The 16,619-nt window shown below is 71.3% G+C and carries 13 protein-coding genes and 1 other RNA gene; 11 read left to right on the top strand and 3 right to left on the bottom strand.

The genetic code is table 11. The annotated features are described in order from the left end of the window. Positions 1–30: 30 nt before the first annotated feature. Both BUE48_RS19970 and prfB read right to left on the bottom strand, forming a co-directional pair. Complete coding sequence (locus tag BUE48_RS19970) at positions 31–966, bottom strand: DUF8094 domain-containing protein (protein ID WP_012854323.1); 936 nt, start codon at positions 964–966, stop codon at positions 31–33. 334 nt (positions 967–1,300) lie between these two features. After that, positions 1,301–2,437, bottom strand: a complete 1,137-nt coding sequence (prfB, locus tag BUE48_RS19965; RefSeq protein WP_286990723.1) for a peptide chain release factor 2 — start codon at positions 2,435–2,437, stop codon at positions 1,301–1,303. Positions 2,438–2,625: 188 nt separating this feature from the next. Between prfB and BUE48_RS19960 the strand changes: the two genes are divergently transcribed. Further along, positions 2,626–3,714, top strand: a complete 1,089-nt coding sequence (locus BUE48_RS19960; RefSeq protein WP_286990722.1) for a DUF8094 domain-containing protein — start codon at positions 2,626–2,628, stop codon at positions 3,712–3,714. A gap of 23 nt (positions 3,715–3,737) precedes the next feature. On the opposite strand, the gene BUE48_RS19955 is transcribed toward BUE48_RS19960, so the two are convergent. Continuing rightward, positions 3,738–3,926, bottom strand: coding sequence for a hypothetical protein (locus BUE48_RS19955; RefSeq protein ID WP_012854320.1), 189 nt, complete (start codon positions 3,924–3,926; stop codon positions 3,738–3,740). Positions 3,927–4,190: 264 nt separating this feature from the next. On the opposite strand from BUE48_RS19955, the gene ftsE reads away from it, so the two are divergent. The 10 genes from ftsE to BUE48_RS19905 all read left to right on the top strand — a co-directional run bounded on the left by ftsE (position 4,191) and on the right by BUE48_RS19905 (position 16,447). Then, positions 4,191–4,880, top strand: a complete 690-nt coding sequence (ftsE, locus tag BUE48_RS19950; protein WP_041440141.1) for a cell division ATP-binding protein FtsE — start codon at positions 4,191–4,193, stop codon at positions 4,878–4,880. 63 nt (positions 4,881–4,943) lie between these two features. After that, a complete protein-coding gene (gene ftsX, locus BUE48_RS19945) occupies positions 4,944–5,849 on the top strand; it encodes a permease-like cell division protein FtsX (protein ID WP_012854318.1) in 906 nt (301 codons plus the stop codon). A 117-nt stretch (positions 5,850–5,966) separates the two neighbouring features. After that, a complete protein-coding gene (locus tag BUE48_RS19940; protein ID WP_041442430.1) occupies positions 5,967–7,091 on the top strand; it encodes a S41 family peptidase in 1,125 nt (374 codons plus the stop codon). 37 nt (positions 7,092–7,128) lie between these two features. Next, the gene (gene smpB, locus BUE48_RS19935) at positions 7,129–7,617 is read left to right on the top strand and encodes an SsrA-binding protein SmpB (RefSeq protein WP_012854316.1); all 489 of its coding nucleotides are present in this window, start codon (positions 7,129–7,131) and stop codon (positions 7,615–7,617) included. Positions 7,618–7,640: 23 nt separating this feature from the next. Beyond that, complete coding sequence (locus BUE48_RS19930; protein WP_245536905.1) at positions 7,641–9,551, top strand: penicillin-binding transpeptidase domain-containing protein; 1,911 nt, start codon at positions 7,641–7,643, stop codon at positions 9,549–9,551. A gap of 496 nt (positions 9,552–10,047) precedes the next feature. After that, positions 10,048–10,418, top strand: a transfer-messenger RNA (tmRNA) gene (ssrA, locus tag BUE48_RS19925). Between the two features lie 177 nt (positions 10,419–10,595). Next, complete coding sequence (locus BUE48_RS19920) at positions 10,596–11,411, top strand: SAM-dependent methyltransferase (RefSeq protein WP_286990721.1); 816 nt, start codon at positions 10,596–10,598, stop codon at positions 11,409–11,411. A gap of 35 nt (positions 11,412–11,446) precedes the next feature. Next, on the top strand, positions 11,447–12,286 hold the full coding sequence (locus BUE48_RS19915) for an EI24 domain-containing protein (RefSeq protein WP_286990720.1): 840 nt from the start codon (positions 11,447–11,449) through the stop codon (positions 12,284–12,286). 75 nt (positions 12,287–12,361) lie between these two features. Further along, positions 12,362–14,185: a hypothetical protein gene (locus BUE48_RS19910; RefSeq protein ID WP_148233065.1), complete on the top strand. Its 1,824-nt coding sequence runs from the start codon at positions 12,362–12,364 to the stop codon at positions 14,183–14,185. 57 nt (positions 14,186–14,242) lie between these two features. Beyond that, positions 14,243–16,447 carry an acyl-CoA dehydrogenase family protein gene (locus BUE48_RS19905; protein ID WP_286990719.1) on the top strand — a complete coding sequence of 735 codons (2,205 nt, stop codon included), beginning with the start codon at positions 14,243–14,245 and terminating at the stop codon, positions 16,445–16,447. Positions 16,448–16,619 lie beyond the last annotated feature (172 nt).

The following is a 16,619-nucleotide window of genomic DNA, read 5'->3' as shown; positions in this document are numbered from 1 at the left end:
TCCGGGCCCGCCCGGACCGCCCGGTGCGGGTCAGGTGCGGACCTGCGTGAGGTGGACGCTCTCACCCAGCACATGGGTGGTGCCCTGCGGCGGGGCGTAGCCGATGGCCAGCCACGTCCAGGAGGCCTGGATCCGGGTGGCCGACAGCCGCCCGGTCCGGGTCAGATAAGCCCGCAGGTCCGCCGGGAGCGTGCTAGGGCGGGCCGCCCCCGAGGCCCGGAAGGTCTGCCGCTGCTCGATGGAGTACCACACCAGCGCACCGCCGTCGTCGGTGCGCAGGCTGTAGGAGGGGTGCGGGCCGGTGCCGAACCGGCTGGTCAGCGACCAGCCGGCGGGGGCCGCCGAGGGGCGGGCGGCGGTGCGGGCCCGCCGGGTGAAACGGTCGGGGCGGAACGTCGTCATGTCCCCCGACGACAGGTACCCGGCGTGCCCGGCGGGCAGGGAGGCGTCCGTCGCGGCGATCGCATAGCCTTGGCCGTCATAGCTCAGTTTGGGCGGCGCCCCGCGGAATTCCAGCAGGTGGGCGGCCCGCCACGGCTCATCCGGCCTGGCCTGCTGAAACAGCACCAGCACCTGGCGCGTGGGCCCGCCCACGTCGTCGAGGGCGGCGACGGCGAACCACTTGGGGTGGGCCGGCAGCCGCGGCACGTACAGGGCGGGGTTGTGCAGGGCGATGCGCTCGGAGTCCGGCAGCCCGCCGTGGACGCGGGCCCGTTCGACCATCACCTCCTGCAGCGCACCGGTGGTCAGCTCCCGCCAGTCGGCCTCCCGGCCGGAGGCCACCGCCCGGTTGTAGCGCGCCGCCCAGCCGGCGATGATCTCCTGCGACTGCGCCGCCGATACCGCGGGGGCGTCCTCAGCCGGCCGGCCGTGCGGGTCGGCCGCGCCGCCTCCGGTGCAGCCCCCCGCAAGCAGGCACCCCAGCAGCAGCGGACCGGCCAGGACACCGGCCACCTGTCGGCGCATGCTCCCCACCTCGGGACGAACAACAAGGGCGCGGCCAGTGTACGGACTCGGCGGCGGCGTCCCTGCGCGGGCCGGATGCCGCCGGGCACCGCCTCGCCCGCCTGCAGCGGTCAGGACTTGCGGGCGGGAACCGGTGCCCGGCGGGGCCATAGAGCCTACGACCGGGTCCCGCCGCGCGAAAGCCTTAAAGAGGACGGAACGGTCGGCTGACGGCGAAAGCGGGCACCCGGGGCGTTCCCGGGGAACGGAAGACCCTCCCGCAATCATCGCACAGTGACCATGTGGTCACTGTCTGAACGCGCAATCTGCCGCCGTGCCTCGGCGGCCCGCGGCTTTAAGAGGTCGCCTCCTGCTTTTGCTTCTGCTCGCTCTCCCGCTGCCGCAGCCAGCGGATCTCGGCCTCGATGAACTCGTCGATCTCCCCGTCCAGCACCGCGGCCGGGTTGCCGGACTCCACGCCGGTGCGCAGGTCCTTGACGATCTGGTAGGGGTGCAGCACGTAGTTGCGGATCTGGGTGCCCCAGCTGCTGGTGCCCTCGCCGCGCAGGTCGGCCATCTTGGCCGCCTCCTCCTGCCGCTTGCGCTCCAGCAGCTTGGCCTTCAGCACCGCCATCGCGGTGGCCTTGTTCTGCAGCTGGGACCGCTCGTTCTGGCAGGACACCACGATCCCGGTGGGAATGTGGGTGATGCGCACCGCCGAGTCGGTGGTGTTGACCCCCTGACCGCCCGGGCCGGAGGAGCGGTAGACGTCGATCCGCAGGTCGTTCTCGTCGATCTCCACGTGGTCGCTCTGCTCGACCACCGGCACCACGTCCAGCCCCGCGAACGAGGTCTGGCGGCGGCCCTGGTTGTCGAACGGGGAGATGCGCACCAGGCGGTGGGTGCCGTGCTCGCCGCGCAGCGTGCCGTAGGCGTAGGGGGCCTTGACCGCGAACGTGGTCGACTTGATCCCGGCCTCTTCGGCGTAGGAGGTCTCGTAGATCTCCGTCGGGTAGCCGTGCCGCTCGGCCCAGCGCAGGTACATCCGCTGCAGCTGCTGCGCCCAGTCGGCCGCGTCCACCCCGCCGGCCTGAGCGTTGATGGTGATCAGCGCCTCGCGGTGGTCGTACTCGCCCGACATCAGGGTGCGGACCTCCAGCTGCTGGATGTCCTTGCGCAGCGACTCCAGCTCGGCGTCGGCCTCGGCCCGGGTGTCGGCGTCGTCCATCTCCTCGGCCAGCTCATACAGCGTGGCGACATCCTCCAGCCGCTGCCGCAGCGAGGTCACCCGGTTCAGCTCGTTCTCCAGGTAGGACAGCCTGCGGGTCACCTGCTGGGCGCGCTCCTGGTCGCTCCACAGGTCCGGATCGGCCGACTCCTCGCGCAGCTTGGCGATCTCGGCGCGCATGGCGTCCAGGTCGAGCACGGCCTCGATCCCGGTCAGGGTCGAGCCGAGCTCCTTGAGCTGATCTACGGAATCGATGCCTGCCACACTGTGAGTTTATCCGCGGCCCGGCACCGGTCCGGTCTGTTGCGCGTCCGCCGCCTGCGACGGTACGCGCCGAACCGGTCCCGGCACGCGCACGTACGCTTCTTGATGGCAGAATCTCACCTCATCAGGTCTCACTCATCAGCACGTCTCATCAGCACGCCGAGCCGGACGAGTCGGGGGGACAGGCGGTGAAACGATCCTCACTGGCCGTGCCGGTCGTCGCGGTGCTGCTGTGGGTGCTGCCGGCGGCCCTGCTGACCGGCTGCTCGGCCGGCGACCGCAGCGCCCCGACCGCCCCGGTGGCGGCGGCCTCCCCGGCGGAGCCGCAGCGGCTGACCCCGCAGGTGGCCGCCCGCGAGTTCAGCAAGTTCGTCAACAACGACGATGTGGCCCGCGCCAGCGGCGATGAGCGGCTGGCGCTGAACTGGGTGGCCGACGGCCAGACCCCGATCACCGCCGCCGAGTACCGCCGGGCCGTCTTCCACGGCGAGCCGGTGCCGCGCCACGAGTACAAGAGCCCGACCATCTACGTCCCGCGCCTGTCGGAGTCCACTTTCCCGCAGTGGTTCGTCGTGGTGGCCGAACGCACCGAGCGGGCCGCCGCCGGGCGGCGGGCCGGCTCCGGCCGGAGCCGCACCGCGATCATGGCCTTCATCCGCCGCGACCGGGAGTCGGCCTGGAAGCTCAGCCTGTCCACGCTGCTGCGGGACAAGGCCCGGCTGCCCAAGATCGCACTGGACGCCGAAGGCTATGCCACCGCGGTGCTCACCGGCGAAGACGACCTGCTGATCCCGCCCAAGAGCCTGGCCGGCATCCAGGCGGCCATCGCCGAGGAGGGCCCCGACAGCGTCCCCGCCGACCTGATGAAGCCGGGTCCGGGCACCACCGGCTACTTCACCGAGACCAAGCAGATCAAGAAGCGGGCGGCCAAGGAGGGCCTGGCCTTCGATGTGGTCTTCCCCGCCACGCTGTACCCGATCTTTTCGCTGCGCACCGTCGATGGCGGGGCCTTTGTGCTGTATGCGCTGGGCCGCGACACCGTGACGCTGGCCAAGGACGAAAACGACCGTCCGCCCATCCCCACCGAGGCCGCCCACCTGCTCGACAGCCTGATCCTGGGCAACCAGCTCAACGTCTATGAGGTGCTGCAGTTCGCCGCCTACGACCCGCCCAAGATCAAGGACGCCAAGAACGGCAAGAAGACCCAGCCCAAGGCGGAGGTGATCGCCATCGACGGCGCCGCCGTCCGGGCCACCGCTCCGCAGAAGGTCAACTGACGGCCCGCAAAGAGCCGGAGCGCTCAGCCGAGGGTGCTCAGCCGCAGTGTCAAGGCCAGGGCGAGCAGCAGGAGCAGGACGGCCAGCAGCATCGTGGAGGGCACCACGACCCCGTACCCGTGGAGCTCGTCGCGGAACTGCCGGCAGCTGCGGCAGCGCCCCTCACTGACCGGGTGCGAGCATCGACCGCAGATCATGTGATCGCAGCTCATCTCGCAACCTCCTTGGGGTAAATGGCCTTTTTTGCCCCCATCCACCCTAGCTGCCTTGTATGGTCACCTTGGCCGGTCCGTGACCGTCGAAACCGCGGAGTCGGCGCGAGTGGACCGGGACGCTTGACTTTCCCCCCTAGACTGCTCCCAGGTCAACCGGGCTGCTATCCCGGAGTGCCCCGTGCCCGTGCAGGTGCGAGGGCCCCCTCGGGGGTGGCCAAGGAGCCGTTCCCAGCCTCTAGACTGACGAGCCGTGATGCAGCCGTGATCCACTTTGACAACGTCACCAAGGTCTACCCGAACCAGAATCGCCCGGCCCTCCAGCATGTGAACGTCTCCATCGAGAAGGGCGAGTTCCTGTTCCTGGTGGGGCCCTCCGGTTCGGGCAAGTCGACGTTCCTGCGTCTGATCCTCAGGGAGGAGCGTCCGTCGCAGGGGCGTGTGCACGTGGCCGGCAAGGATCTCAGCCGGCTCAGCAACTGGAAGGTGCCGCACCTGCGTCGTCGGATCGGCTGTGTCTTCCAGGACTTCAGGTTGCTGCCCAACAAGAACGTCTTTGAGAACGTGGCGTTCGCGCTGGAGGTGATCGGCAAGCCCCGGCGGTTCATCCGCAAGGTGGTGCCCGAGGTCATCGATCTGGTGGGCCTGGAGGGCAAGGCGGACCGGATGCCCGATGAACTGTCCGGCGGTGAGCAGCAGCGCGTCGCCATCGCCCGGGCGTTCGTCAACCGGCCGATGATCCTGCTGGCCGACGAGCCCACCGGGAACATCGACCCGGCGACCTCGATCGGCATCATGAAGGTGCTGGACCGCATCAACCGCACCGGCACCACCGTCGTCATGGCCACCCACGACGCCGCGATCGTCGACGCCTTCCGCAAGCGCGTCGTCGAGCTGGAGGACGGCCGGATCGTCCGGGACCAGTCGCGCGGCGTCTACGGCCAGGCGTACTGATACAGCCTGCACCGAGCCCGGCCCGGTATTCCGGCAGGCAAGGTCGACCAAGGACAGCGAGGCATGCGCGTACAGTTCGTAGCCCAGGAGATCTGGATCGGTCTCCGCCGGAACCTGACGATGACCATTTCGCTGGTCATCACCGTGGCGATCGCCATGGCGCTGCTGGGCACCGGTCTGCTCATCAAGCTCCAGGTCGACAGCTCCAAGAGCTACTGGCACGACCGGATCGAGGTCTCGATCTTCCTGTGCGCCAAGACCAGCTCCAACCCCAGCTGCAACAAGACCGACGTCACCGAGGAGCAGAAGCAGCAGATCCAGGCCGACCTGGAGAGCCTGTCGGTGGTCAAGGACGTCACCTACGAGAGCAAGGAAGAGGCCTATCAGCGGTTCAGGGAGAGCTTCTCCAACAGCCCGGGCTTTGTGAACAGCACCAAAGTGGGTGACATCCCCGACTCCTTCCGCGTCCGGCTGACCGATCCGGAGAAGTTCGAAGAGGTCACCAAGCTGCTGGCGAACCGGGACGGCGTGGACCAGGTGGTCAACGAAAAAGAGATCCTGGACCGGTTCTTCAAGATCCTCAACGGCCTGCAGTGGGCGGCGATGCTGATCGCGGCGATCCAGGTGATCGCGGCGGTGCTGCTGGTGACCAACACGGTGCGGCTGTCGGCCTTCAACCGCCGCCGGGAGACCGGCATCATGCGCCTGGTGGGCGCCTCCAACCTCTACATCCAGCTGCCTTTCATCCTGGAGGGCGCGATCGCCGGCCTGATCGGCGGCATGTTCGCGGCCATCCTGCTGATGGGCAGCAAGGTGGCGCTGATCGATCAGCTTCAGGAGTCGCTGCAGTTCACCAGCCAGCTGGGATGGGGCTCGGTGTTCGGCGTGATCGTCTTTTCGATCTGCGTCGGCGTGCTGCTGTGCGCCGTGGCCTCCTTCCTGAGCCTGCGCCGGTACCTGCGAGTCTGATATCCGCGAATCCGATCGGAAGGCCGCCTTACACTCATTGCCATGCTCCGGATCACCGGTCGTGTCCCCCGAGGCTTTCGCGCCGGTGGATTCACCCGTGGTGCGGCATTGATCACGGTGGTGCTGTGCGTTTACGGCGCCGGCGTGGTGACCGGCGCCGAGGCGCCCTCCTCCTCCACCCGGCCCCAGCGGGGGCCGCTGGATGAGGCCGCCGAACGGATCGCCGAGGAGTCGGCCCTGCCGGTCGACCGCGCCGAGCTGCAGCGCGCCGCGGTGAACGGGATGCTGCAGCGGCTCGGCGACCGCTGGGCCCGCTACTACACCGCGACGGAGTACGACGACACCCGTGGCCGGCTGAACGGGCGCTATAGCGGCGTCGGGCTGTGGCTCGGCGTCGAGGAAGGGTCCGGACGGGTCCTGGTGGCCAGCGTTCAGCCGGAGTCGGCCGCCGAACGCGCCGGAGTCCGGGTCGGCGACGCCATCACCGGGATCGGCGACCGCAAGGTCGGCGGATGGACCGTGAGCAAGGTCGCCGCCGCGCTGCGCGGCGCCCCCGGCACCTCGGTGACGCTCACCGTGCTGCGGAAGGGCGCCGAGCGCCACTTCACGCTGGTGCGCTCGGCCGTGCAGACCGGCGATGTGACCGTGGAGCAGCGTTCCGGCAGCATTCGGGTGATCCGGGTGGCGGCGTTCACCCGCGGGGTGGGCCGGCAGGTGCGCGAGGCCGTCGAGCGGCCGGCCGGCGGCGCGGAGTCCGGGCTGATCCTGGATCTGCGCGGCAACCCGGGCGGGCTGCTGGAGGAGGCGGTGGAGACCTCCTCGGCGCTGCTGAGCGACGGGGTGGTCGCCGTCTATGAGCGGCGCGGCGAGCGGCCCCGGGAGCTGCGCGTCACCGAGCCGGGGGACGGCCGCACCCCGCTGGTGGTGCTGGTGGACGCCGGAACCGCCAGCGCCGCCGAGGTGGTCGCCGGTTCCCTGCGCGATCGCGACCGCGCCGTCCTCGTAGGATCCCGTACCTATGGGAAGGGGTCGGTGCAGGAGCCGGTCCGGCTGCAGGACGGCTCGGTGATCGAACTGACCGTGGGGCGCTACCGCACCCCCGGTGGCCGTGACCTGGACGGGACCGGGATCGAGCCCGATGTGGCCGTCTCGGCCGACCGCCCCCCCGAGGAGGCCCTGGAACGCGCGGGCGCGGTGCTGCGCGGGCTGATGGCCTCCGCGTCCACCAAGGATCGACGCTAGATCCGCAAGCCCCGCGAGAAGGACTGAGGCTGATTCCGTGCCACGTGAGACAGGCCGCAAGCTGGTGGCCCAGAACAAGCGGGCCCGCTACGACTACGACCTCGGCGACACCTGGGAGGCGGGCCTGGTGCTGACCGGCACCGAGGTCAAGTCCCTGCGCGCCGGCCGGGCCTCGCTGGTGGACGGCTATGGGCGCATCAAGGACGGGGAGGTGTGGCTGGAGGGCGTGCACATCCCCGAGTACGTGCAGGGAACCTGGACCAACCACGCGCCGCGCCGCCCCCGCAAGCTGCTGCTGCACCGGCGGGAGATCAACAAGATCATCGCCAAGAGCAAAGAGCCCGGGGTGACGATCGTCCCGCTGTCGCTGTACTTCAAGGACGGCAAAGCCAAGGTCGAAATCGCCTTGGGTCGTGGTAAGAAGAGCTACGACAAACGGCAGGCGATCGCCAAGCGGGAAGCCGAGCGGGAGATGGCCAAGGCGCGTTCGGCTCGGCTGCGGGCCCGCGTGGGGGGCAGGGGCTGAGCATGAAGAGGGACCCGCGCGCAGTGCGGCGTGCCCGTGTCCGCAAAGTGATCTCGCTGACGGCCGGGGGAGCCCTGCTGGCGGGAAGCGCCTTCGCCTTCTTCATCGACTACGCCGAGGCCTCGGCGATGCCGGCCGTCCGGGACTTCCTGATCGCCTGGCAGGTGGGCAATTACAAGGCCGCCGCCGAACGGACGGTGGGCGCCGATCCCAGGCTCGTGGCCAGGGCGCTGAGCCAGGTCCGCGACCAGCTGGATGCGGCCTCCATGAAGCTGGGCCTGGGGCTGTCGTCGTCCGCCGGCGGGGAGGCCTCCGACGTCATCGTGCGCAACGGGAACGAGGCCACGGCCCGTTTCTCGGTCACCATCGACCTGGGGGAGAACGGCGAGCCGTTCAGCTACGCCGGCCAGATGCGCCTGCGGCGGGTGGACGGCAAGTGGCGGGTGGTCTGGAGCCCGTCGCTGATCCATCCGCAGCTCAGCGAGGGCCAGCGGCTGGCGGTGGTGACCGAGACTCAGCAGCGCGGCGATGTGAAGGACAGCCGTGGCCGGTCGCTGCTGCGCAAGGTGCCGGCCGATGTGATCGGCGTGTACCCGGGCCGGCTGCGCGACCCCAGGCGCACCATCGGGCAGCTGGTGGCGGCGGCGACCGACGCCGACGGGCGCCGGCTGGACGCCGAGCGGCTGCTGGGCCGGGTGCGCTCGGCGCCGCCGGAGACCTTCTTGCCGCTGCTCATGCTGAGCCGTGCCGAGCACGCCGATCTGATTTTGCGGCTGAGGCGGATCCCGGGCCTGTATGTGGAGTCGATCCTCGCCCCGGTCGAGCCGGCCCGGGCGGCCGAGCTGGTCGGCACCCTGGGCCCGGCCACCGACGACCGGCTGCAGCGGGTCGGCGCCCCCTACCAGCCCGGCGACACCATCGGCGTCAGCGGCATCCAGTTCCTGCACCAGCGGCACCTGGCCGGGACCCCCACCGTCAAGGTGGTGGCCGTCGACGCCACCGGCGAGCAGCAGAAGGTGCTGGCCGAGTGGCGGGGCCGGGATCCGCAGCCGGTCAGCGTCTCGTTGGACTCCCGCTGGCAGGACCGCGCCGAGGCCGCACTGGCCCGGCTGCCGGTGCCGGCGTCGATGGCGGTGGTGCGCGCCAACAACGGCGAGGTGCTGGCGGTGGCCAACCACCGCACCGGCGGCCGCAACCAGGCCATGGAGGGCAAGTACCCGCCCGGGCTGACGTTCGGGATCGTCACCGCCGAGGCGCTGCTGAAGAGCGGCATGAGCGGGCAGGACAAGACCGAGTGCCCGGCCACCGCCACGGTCGGCGGCCGCCAGTTCACCAACCCCGGCGGGGGTCGCGCCGACAACACCTTCCAGTTCCACTTCGGTTTCTCGTGCGCGACCACGCTGGCCTCGCTGAGCACCCGCATCGACGGGGCCACCCTGGTGCAGGAGGCCGCCCGGTTCGGGTTCGGCAAGGACTGGCAGCTGTCGGTCCCGGCCTTCTCCGGGCATGTGCCCATGCCCGCCAACGACGCCGAGAAGGCCGCCATCGCGATCGGCGAGGGCCCGGTGCGGGTCAGCCCGCTGGGCATGGCGCTGACCGCCGCCGCGGTCGACGCCGGTCTGTGGCGCCCGCCGCTGCTGATGCGCTCCCCGCAGGACGCCCAGACCATCCAGCCTCAGCCGCTGGACGCCGTCCCGGCCGGCGACCTGAAGCTGATGATGCAGCGCGCGGTCCACTCCGGGACCGCCCGGGCCGCCCGGGTTCCCGGTCCCGTGGCGGTGCACGGCGTGGTCGCCACCGTGGACTACCAGGAGGGCGGCCGGCCTCGGACGGTCTCCTGGTTCGTGGGGTTCCGCGGTGACATCGCGTTCGCCATCGCCATCGAGGGCAAGGTCTCGGCCGCTTCCGTGGCCGCCCGGTTCCTCGCCGGCTGACCGATCCCATTGTTATCGTTTTGTTATCCTTTTACCGTGTGGGCGCAACCGAACGGACCCCTCCGTTCGTCTTTATGGGTGACTGAGACACCGCTTGGGGGGTTGCGGACTCAGTCGCCGTGATGAGACCAGAGCCTCGTCTCGGGGGAGGCTCTGCCGTCCGGACCGGCCCGACCCTGCCGGTCAGCCCCGGTGGGCGTGCTGAGAGCGCCGCCCACCGGGGCTTTTCATTGAGCCTTTCCAACACGCCGTTCCCGCAGGTCGAGACGGGGACGGCGCGGTCGGGGACGGTGCCGTGACCGGCGACGCCGCGGCCTTGGACACCGCTTGGGCTCCCGTCCCCCTCCAGGGCCACATGGCGCAAAGGGCTCCTCGCCCTCGTGCGGGCGGACGGGCAGGTCACAGGCGGGAATAGCGTTGGCATCCTCGCTGTTGTAGAGGTACGGTTTGAACCGGACCCGCCGTGGCGGGCCCGGGGTTCTTGACAAGTGCACACGGGGGTGACTGGCTTCGACTTCGGTAGATCGAGCCAGGGGAAGCGGGCCGAGGGCTGCGGTTGCAACCTCGTTAATCCTGTGACCGCGAAAAATAACTGCCAACAAGAAGCAGTCCGAGTTCGCTCTCGCCGCCTGAGCGAGTAGCGACTCTGTCAGCCCGGGAGTGTCTCCGGCCCGGTGTCTGGCATCGTGAGGAGACTCAGCCCGTTCGCCCGGTCGCGGGGCGAGCGGGGACACCGCACAGCGACTGAGCCCGTCGGTGACTTGCCTGCGTGAGCACCGGGGCTGAGAAAACGCTGAGCAGGCTGCGCCCGGAGAAGCCCTGACTCATCACTGAAGGACGCGGGTTCGATTCCCGCCACCTCCACGCGGACTTGGGGCCGGTGCGCAAGGCGACTTCGCCGCCTTGCGCACCGGCCCTTTGTCGTGCCTGAGATCCCCGGTGAGGGAGCGGGGTGGCCGGAATAGGCAAAGGGGCTGTTTTAGAGAAGTCGGGAGTCCTACGTTGGTCGGGGCGGTCGGATGTGATCGGCGTGGGAGGCATCTGATGACCGAGGGCGCGACGAATTCGATGGGGGCCGGTGAGATCCCCGGCATCGACACCGCCGTTCCGCACACGGCGCGGGTGTGGAACTACTGGCTGGGCGGCAAGGACAACTACCTGGCCGACCGGGAGCTGGGGGACCAGATCGTCAAGGTCTTCCCGGCGATCGTGGACGTGGCGCGGCACTCGCGGGCGTTCCTGCGCCGGGCGGTGCGGTACCTGGCCGAAGAGGCCGGGGTGCGCCAGTACCTGGACATCGGCACGGGACTGCCCACCGCGGACAACACCCACGAGGTGGTGCAGCGCATCGCGCCGGACTCCCGGGTGGTGTACGTGGACAACGACCCCCTGGTGCTGGTCCATGCCAGGGCGCTGCTGGCCGGGACGCCGCAGGGGGTGGTCGACTACCTGGACGCCGATGTGCGCGAGCCGAAGGCGATCTTGGAGCACGCGGCGCGGATCCTGGACTTTGGGCGGCCGGTCGCGCTGATGCTGCTGGGCGTCATGGAGCACATCGAAGACGACGAGCAGGCGTATGCGATCGTGCGGGAGCTGGTGGACGGCCTGCCGTCCGGCAGCTATCTGGTGCTCAACGACGCCACCCCGAGCCCGGAGCGGGAGGAGGCGCTGCGGCTGTGCCGCGAGAGCGGAAGCGAGTGCATCGTCCCGCGCACGCCCGAGCAGATCGCGCGCTTCTTCGAGGGCCTGGAGCTGCTTCCCCCCGGCGTGGTCTCGGCCTCCCGGTGGCGGGCGGAGCAGACCCCGTTCGGGGAGCCTCCGGAGGTGGAGACCTACTGCGGGGTGGCCCGCAAGCCCTGAACCGCCCCGGGTAAAGGGACGGCTACAGTGCTGCGGTGAACAAGCAGCACGAAACGGGCACCAGGGATACGGGGCGGCGGCACGGATCGAGCGCCGGGGACCTGCTCGTCGGGGCGGGCTACCTGCTGCGCGGGCTCGGGTGGGTGGCCCGGCGCCCGAAACAGTGGCTGTTCGGGCTGCTCCCGGCGCTGATCGTGCTGGTGGTTTACGCGGCGGCGCTGGTGTGGCTGGCGGTGCGGGCCGATGATCTGGCCGCCTGGGCGACGCCCTTCGCCGACGAGTGGTCCGGCGGGTTGCGCCGCACGGTGCGGGTGGTCGCGGCGGCGGCGATCGTCGGGGTCGGGGCGCTGCTGGCGGTGCTGACGTTCACCGCGGTGACGCTGCTGGTGGGAGGCCCGTTCTATGAGAAGCTCGCCGAGCGGGTGGAGGACTCCCAGGGCGGGGCGCCGCCGGAGCCGCAGGTGCCACTGGTCGAGCAGATCGTCCGGGCGGTGAGGGACTCGCTGGCGCTGGGGGCGGTCGCGGTCGCCTTCGCCGTGATCTTTTTCGCGCTGGGATTCATACCGGTGGCCGGGCAGACCGTGGTGCCGGTGGCGGCCGCCGGTGTCTCCGGGTACTTTCTGGCGGGGGAACTGACCGCGATCGCCCTGGAACGGCGTGGTCTGGCCCGCCGCGAGCGGTTCGCGCTGATGCGGAGCCGCCGGCTGCTGGTGGTGGGCTTCGGGACCGCCACGATGATCGTCTTCCTGATCCCCCTGGGTGCGGTGATCGGTATGCCCGGCGCGGTGGCGGGCGGTACGCTGCTTGCCCGCGAGCGGCTGGCCGAAAGGCCGCCGACGACCGCCAATGACAAGAGTGCCCAGAGTGAGTATTGAGGCGATAAGAAGATGTGGCCGGAGCGTAACTGCCGCTCCGGCCACATATGGTGATCTTCGCGTAACGTGTGCCGCATGTCCGATCAGGGGGAGCGCGGAGCGCGCTGGACCGAAATGAACGACGAGATCGCAGCGACGGACGAGCCCACCGGCCCCATCCAGCAGATCGACAGCACCGACCGGTCCGGTGAGCGGGGCGCCACGGCGTCCGCTCGGCCGGACGCCGACCAGGCGTCCCGGTCGCCGGACCGCACCGAGCCCGCGCAGGCCCGGCTCTCCGGTCCAGCCGAGAGCCCTTCCCCCGACGAGAACCCCGACGATGACTGGCGGCCCGCCGAGCGGCCCGGCGGTGGCACGGCCGCCGAGCGTCCCGCGGTGAACTCCTGGTTCGAGCGTCCGCCCAGGCCGCCCGCCCCGCCGCGGCAGGAGCCGGACTCGCCCGAGGACTCTGCGGCCGAGTCCGCGGACCAGGCCCCCGCCGGGTTCTGGATCACGGCCGCCAAGAGCCCGCAGGGCGACTCTCCCGGCCGGGACTTTGACGATCCGGGCGGCGCCGGGGCCTTCGAAGAGCCTTCGGGCGCGGCCTTCGCCGGCTCCCGCGATTCGTCGCCGTGGGCGTCTTCGGACGGTCCCACCGCAGGTCCAGGCGGCGCCTTCGGCGAGCCGTCCGCCCCGGAGCCGGCCGGGTCGCCTGCCGCCGCCTGGGGGGAGCCCACCGGGGAGCGCCCCTCCTGGGAGCGGGAGGAGCCCGCGCCCGGGGAGGCCGCCCGGCGCCCGGGGGCTTTCGCCGAGTCCCGGGAGGAGTCCTTTGAGGCCTCCTCCGCCAAGCCTTCGCCGGGGACTTCCGGCCAGGAGCCCGGGGATGTGCGGGTCGCGCCGCTGCCCGCCGACGGGCCGGCCAAGACGTCCGCGGAGCGTCCCGGCTGGGAGGGCTCGCTGTTCGACGGATCCGCCGATGGCGGAGGCGGCGTGCCCGGGTATGCGCCGGTCGAGATGTCGGGCCCGAGCACCCCGCCCAAGCCGGGCCGGCCCAGCAGCGGCAGCTGGGAGATGCCCGAGTGGATCCGCGAGGAGGAACGGCGGGCCAAGGAGGGCCTGAGCACCAGCGCCGATGTGGGGTTCGACGAGGAGACCGGGCGTTCGCGCCGGATCGCGCTGCTGGCCGGTGCGCTGGTCGTGGTGGTGCTGATCGGCGCGGGGGGCTACTTCTTCCTGCGGCGCGGCGACTCGGCGGCGGCGACGGCGCCGCCGCCGCGGGCGGTCAAGGAGTCGCCGACCTCCGCGCTCCCGCAGATCACCACCGAGCCGCAGGTGAAGCTGCCGCCGAACAAGGCCATGCCGCGTTTTTCCGGGAGCCCGGCCCGCGTGGTCGGCATGCTGGACGACCGGCGCGCGGGGCTGTCGTACCCGCGGCTGGGTGCGCCGTGGCGGGTGCCCACCGCCCGCAATGACCTGGCCGTGCCCGGCTGGTCCGGCCAGCAGGCGGTGGCGGCCGAGCAGCGGGGCGAGCAGGCCCGGCACGCCAGGCTGCTGACGGGGGTGCTGCAGTCGCCGCTGGCGGCCGAGTACACCGGTCCGCGCAGCCTGCGCACGGTGACGGCCAAGGCGCTGCGGGATGTGATCGAGCTGTATTACGACTTCCCGCACCAGGAACGGGCGCTGGCCTCCCAGCCGCTGAACGTGGGAGGGCGCCGGGGCTGGCTGATCAGCTCGTACCTGAAGTTCAAGCGTCCGGGGGTGAAGGCGACCGGCGAGGTCGTGGCGGTCGCGGTCATCGACACCGGGCGGAGCGCGCCCGCGGTGGTGCTGGCCGGCGTCCCCAACACCCACCGCGCGCAGTGGCCGGACATCAACCTGTTCTTCAGCCGGCTCAAGCCGATCACCAAGGCGACCGAGTGACGTTCTAGTACCGAATGCCGTTCTAATAGGCTGTGCTCATCCAAGGAAGGGGTGGGTATGGCCATCGGTTTGACCGAGGAACACGAGGCACTGGCCGCATCCGTGCGCGGCCTGGCGGAACGGCACATCACCGCGCAGGTGGTGCGGGAGGCGGTGGAGTCCGCCGAGCACCCGCGGCGGCCGCGGTTCTGGCAGGCCCTGGCCGACCAGGGCCTGCTGGGATTGCATCTGCCCGAAGAGTACGGGGGGCAGGGCTTCGGCCTGGTCGAGCAGGCGGTCGCGCTGGAGGAACTGGGCCGCGCGCTGGCCCCCGGACCGTACGTCCCCACGGTGCTGGCCGCCGCGGCGATCGCCGCGTACGCGTCCAAGGAGGCCAAGGCCGCGCTGCTGCCCGGGCTGGCCGACGGCTCCCGCACCGCCGCCGTGGCGCTGCGCGGCGACTTCACCGCCGCCCCCGGCGGCGACGGCGGCGCACGGATCAGCGGTGCGACCGAGACGGTGCTGTGCGCCACCCAGGCGGACCTGCTGGTGCTGCCGCTGGGCGAGGACCGGTGGGCCGTGGTGGACGCCGAGGCGGCCCAGATCACCGCGCTGGACGCGCTCGACCTGACCCGCCCGGTGGCCCGGGTGGAGGTGAGCGACGTCACCGTCCCGGCCGAGCGCATCTTCCAGGGCGCCCTCGGCGATCTGGCGGTGGTCGTGCTCGGCGCCGAGGCGTGCGGGGTGGCCGGCCGGGCGGTGGACGAGGCGGCCGGCTACGCCAAGATCCGCGAGCAGTTCGGCCGTCCCATCGGCCAGTTCCAGGGCATCAAGCACAAGTGCGCCCGGATGCTGATCGCCGCCGAGCGGGCCCGCGCCGCGGTGTGGGACGCCGCCCGCGCCATCGACGCCGGCGAAGAACCCGACCAGCGCGGCTACGCGATCGCCGTGGCCGGGGCGCTGGTCGCCGACGCGGCGGTGGACTGCGCCGAGGACAACATCCAGGTGCACGGCGGCATCGGCTACACCTTCGAACACGACGCGCACCTGTACTACCGGCGCGCCATGACCCTGCGCGCCCTGATCGGGCGTCCCTCCCGCTACCGGGAGCGGGCGGCACGGCTGGCGCTGGCGGGCGTGCGGCGCCCGATGGACATCGAGCTGCCGCCGGAGGCCGAACAGTTGCGCGAGCAGGTGCGCGCCGAGGTCGCCGAGCTGGCCGAGATGGACCCGTTCACCCAGCGGGCGGCCATGGCCGAGGGCGGCTGGGTCACCCCCCACCTGCCCAAGCCGTGGGGCAAGGACGCCGGCCCGGTGGAGCAGATCGTCATCCAGCAGGAGCTCAAGCGCGCCGGGGTGCGCCCGGTCCCGCTGATGATCGCCGGCTGGGTGGTGCCGTCGCTGGTCGCCTACGGCACGCCCGAGCAGCAGCAGCGGTTCCTGCCGCCGACGCTGCGCGGGGAGATCCTGTGGTGCCAGCTGTTCAGCGAGCCGGGCGCCGGCTCGGACCTGGCCTCCCTGACCACCCGCGCCGAGAAGGTCGAGGGCGGCTGGAAGCTGACCGGCCAGAAGATCTGGAACTCCCTGGCCCGCGAGGCCCAGTGGGGCATCTGCCTGGCCCGCACCGACCCCGACGCCCCCAAGCACGAGGGCATCACCTACTTCCTGGTGGACATGAAGTCCCCCGGCCTGGAGGTCCGCCCGCTGCGCGAGTGCACCGGCGAGGCGGTCTTCAACGAGGTCTTCCTGGACGGGGTGTTCGTGCCCGACGAGCTGGTGGTCGGCCCGGTGAACCAGGGCTGGAAGGTGGCCCGCAACACCCTGGCCAACGAGCGGGTCGGGCTGACCGGCTCCTTCCAGCTCGGCGCCAGCCTCCGCAAGCTGGTCAGCCTGATCGGCGACCTGGGCCTGGCCGACGACCCGGTGGTGCGCGACAACCTGGGCGACCTGGTGGCCGACGAGCACACCTACCTGCTGCTGGGGCTGCGCGCCACGCTCAAGCAGATCTCGGGCACCGACCCGGGCGTGACCGCCAACGTCCGCAAGCTGGTGGCCATGGAGCACGGCCAGCGCGTCACCGAGTACGGCTTCACCCTGCTGGGCGAGGACGGCATGCTCAACGGCGGCCGCAAGGCCGAGCTGCGCCACCGGTGGTCCTTCTACATGCTGGCCTCGCGGGCGATGACGATCGGCGGCGGCACCACCGAGGTCAACCTGAACGTGATCGGTGAGCGGATCCTGGGGCTGCCCCGCGACCCCGAGCCCGTCCGCGACCGCTCCTAGCGGCCCGGCCGCCGGTTCAGGCGCGCCGGCGGCGGACGGCCGCCCGTCGGATCGGATACGGCGGCACCACCGGGCACGGAAAAAGCCCGGCGGTGCCGCCGCCGTCGTTGTGGAGCGGCGCCACGGCCTCTGCGGCGGCCTGGAGGATCTGCCCGTTGCGGCGCTCGGCGGC

Source organism: Thermomonospora sp. CIF 1 (assembly GCF_001896795.1).
GTDB classification, from domain to species: Bacteria; Actinomycetota; Actinomycetes; order Streptosporangiales; family Streptosporangiaceae; genus Thermomonospora; species Thermomonospora curvata.
The sequence above is the reverse complement of the archived record's forward strand: the minus strand, read 5'-3'. Positions and strand labels throughout refer to the sequence as shown.

What these genes read in the sequence shown, in the direction of transcription:
- BUE48_RS19970 (WP_012854323.1), bottom strand. Translation starts at nt 966, where the DNA reads ATGCGCCGACAGGTGGCCGGTGTCCTGGCCGGTCCGCTGCTGCTGGGG.
- BUE48_RS19955 (WP_012854320.1), bottom strand. Translation starts at nt 3,926, where the DNA reads ATGAGCTGCGATCACATGATCTGCGGTCGATGCTCGCACCCGGTCAGT.
- ftsX (WP_012854318.1), top strand. Translation starts at nt 4,944, where the DNA reads ATGCGCGTACAGTTCGTAGCCCAGGAGATCTGGATCGGTCTCCGCCGG.
- BUE48_RS19920 (WP_286990721.1), top strand. Translation starts at nt 10,596, where the DNA reads ATGACCGAGGGCGCGACGAATTCGATGGGGGCCGGTGAGATCCCCGGC.
- BUE48_RS19910 (WP_148233065.1), top strand. Translation starts at nt 12,362, where the DNA reads ATGTCCGATCAGGGGGAGCGCGGAGCGCGCTGGACCGAAATGAACGAC.
- BUE48_RS19905 (WP_286990719.1), top strand. Translation starts at nt 14,243, where the DNA reads ATGGCCATCGGTTTGACCGAGGAACACGAGGCACTGGCCGCATCCGTG.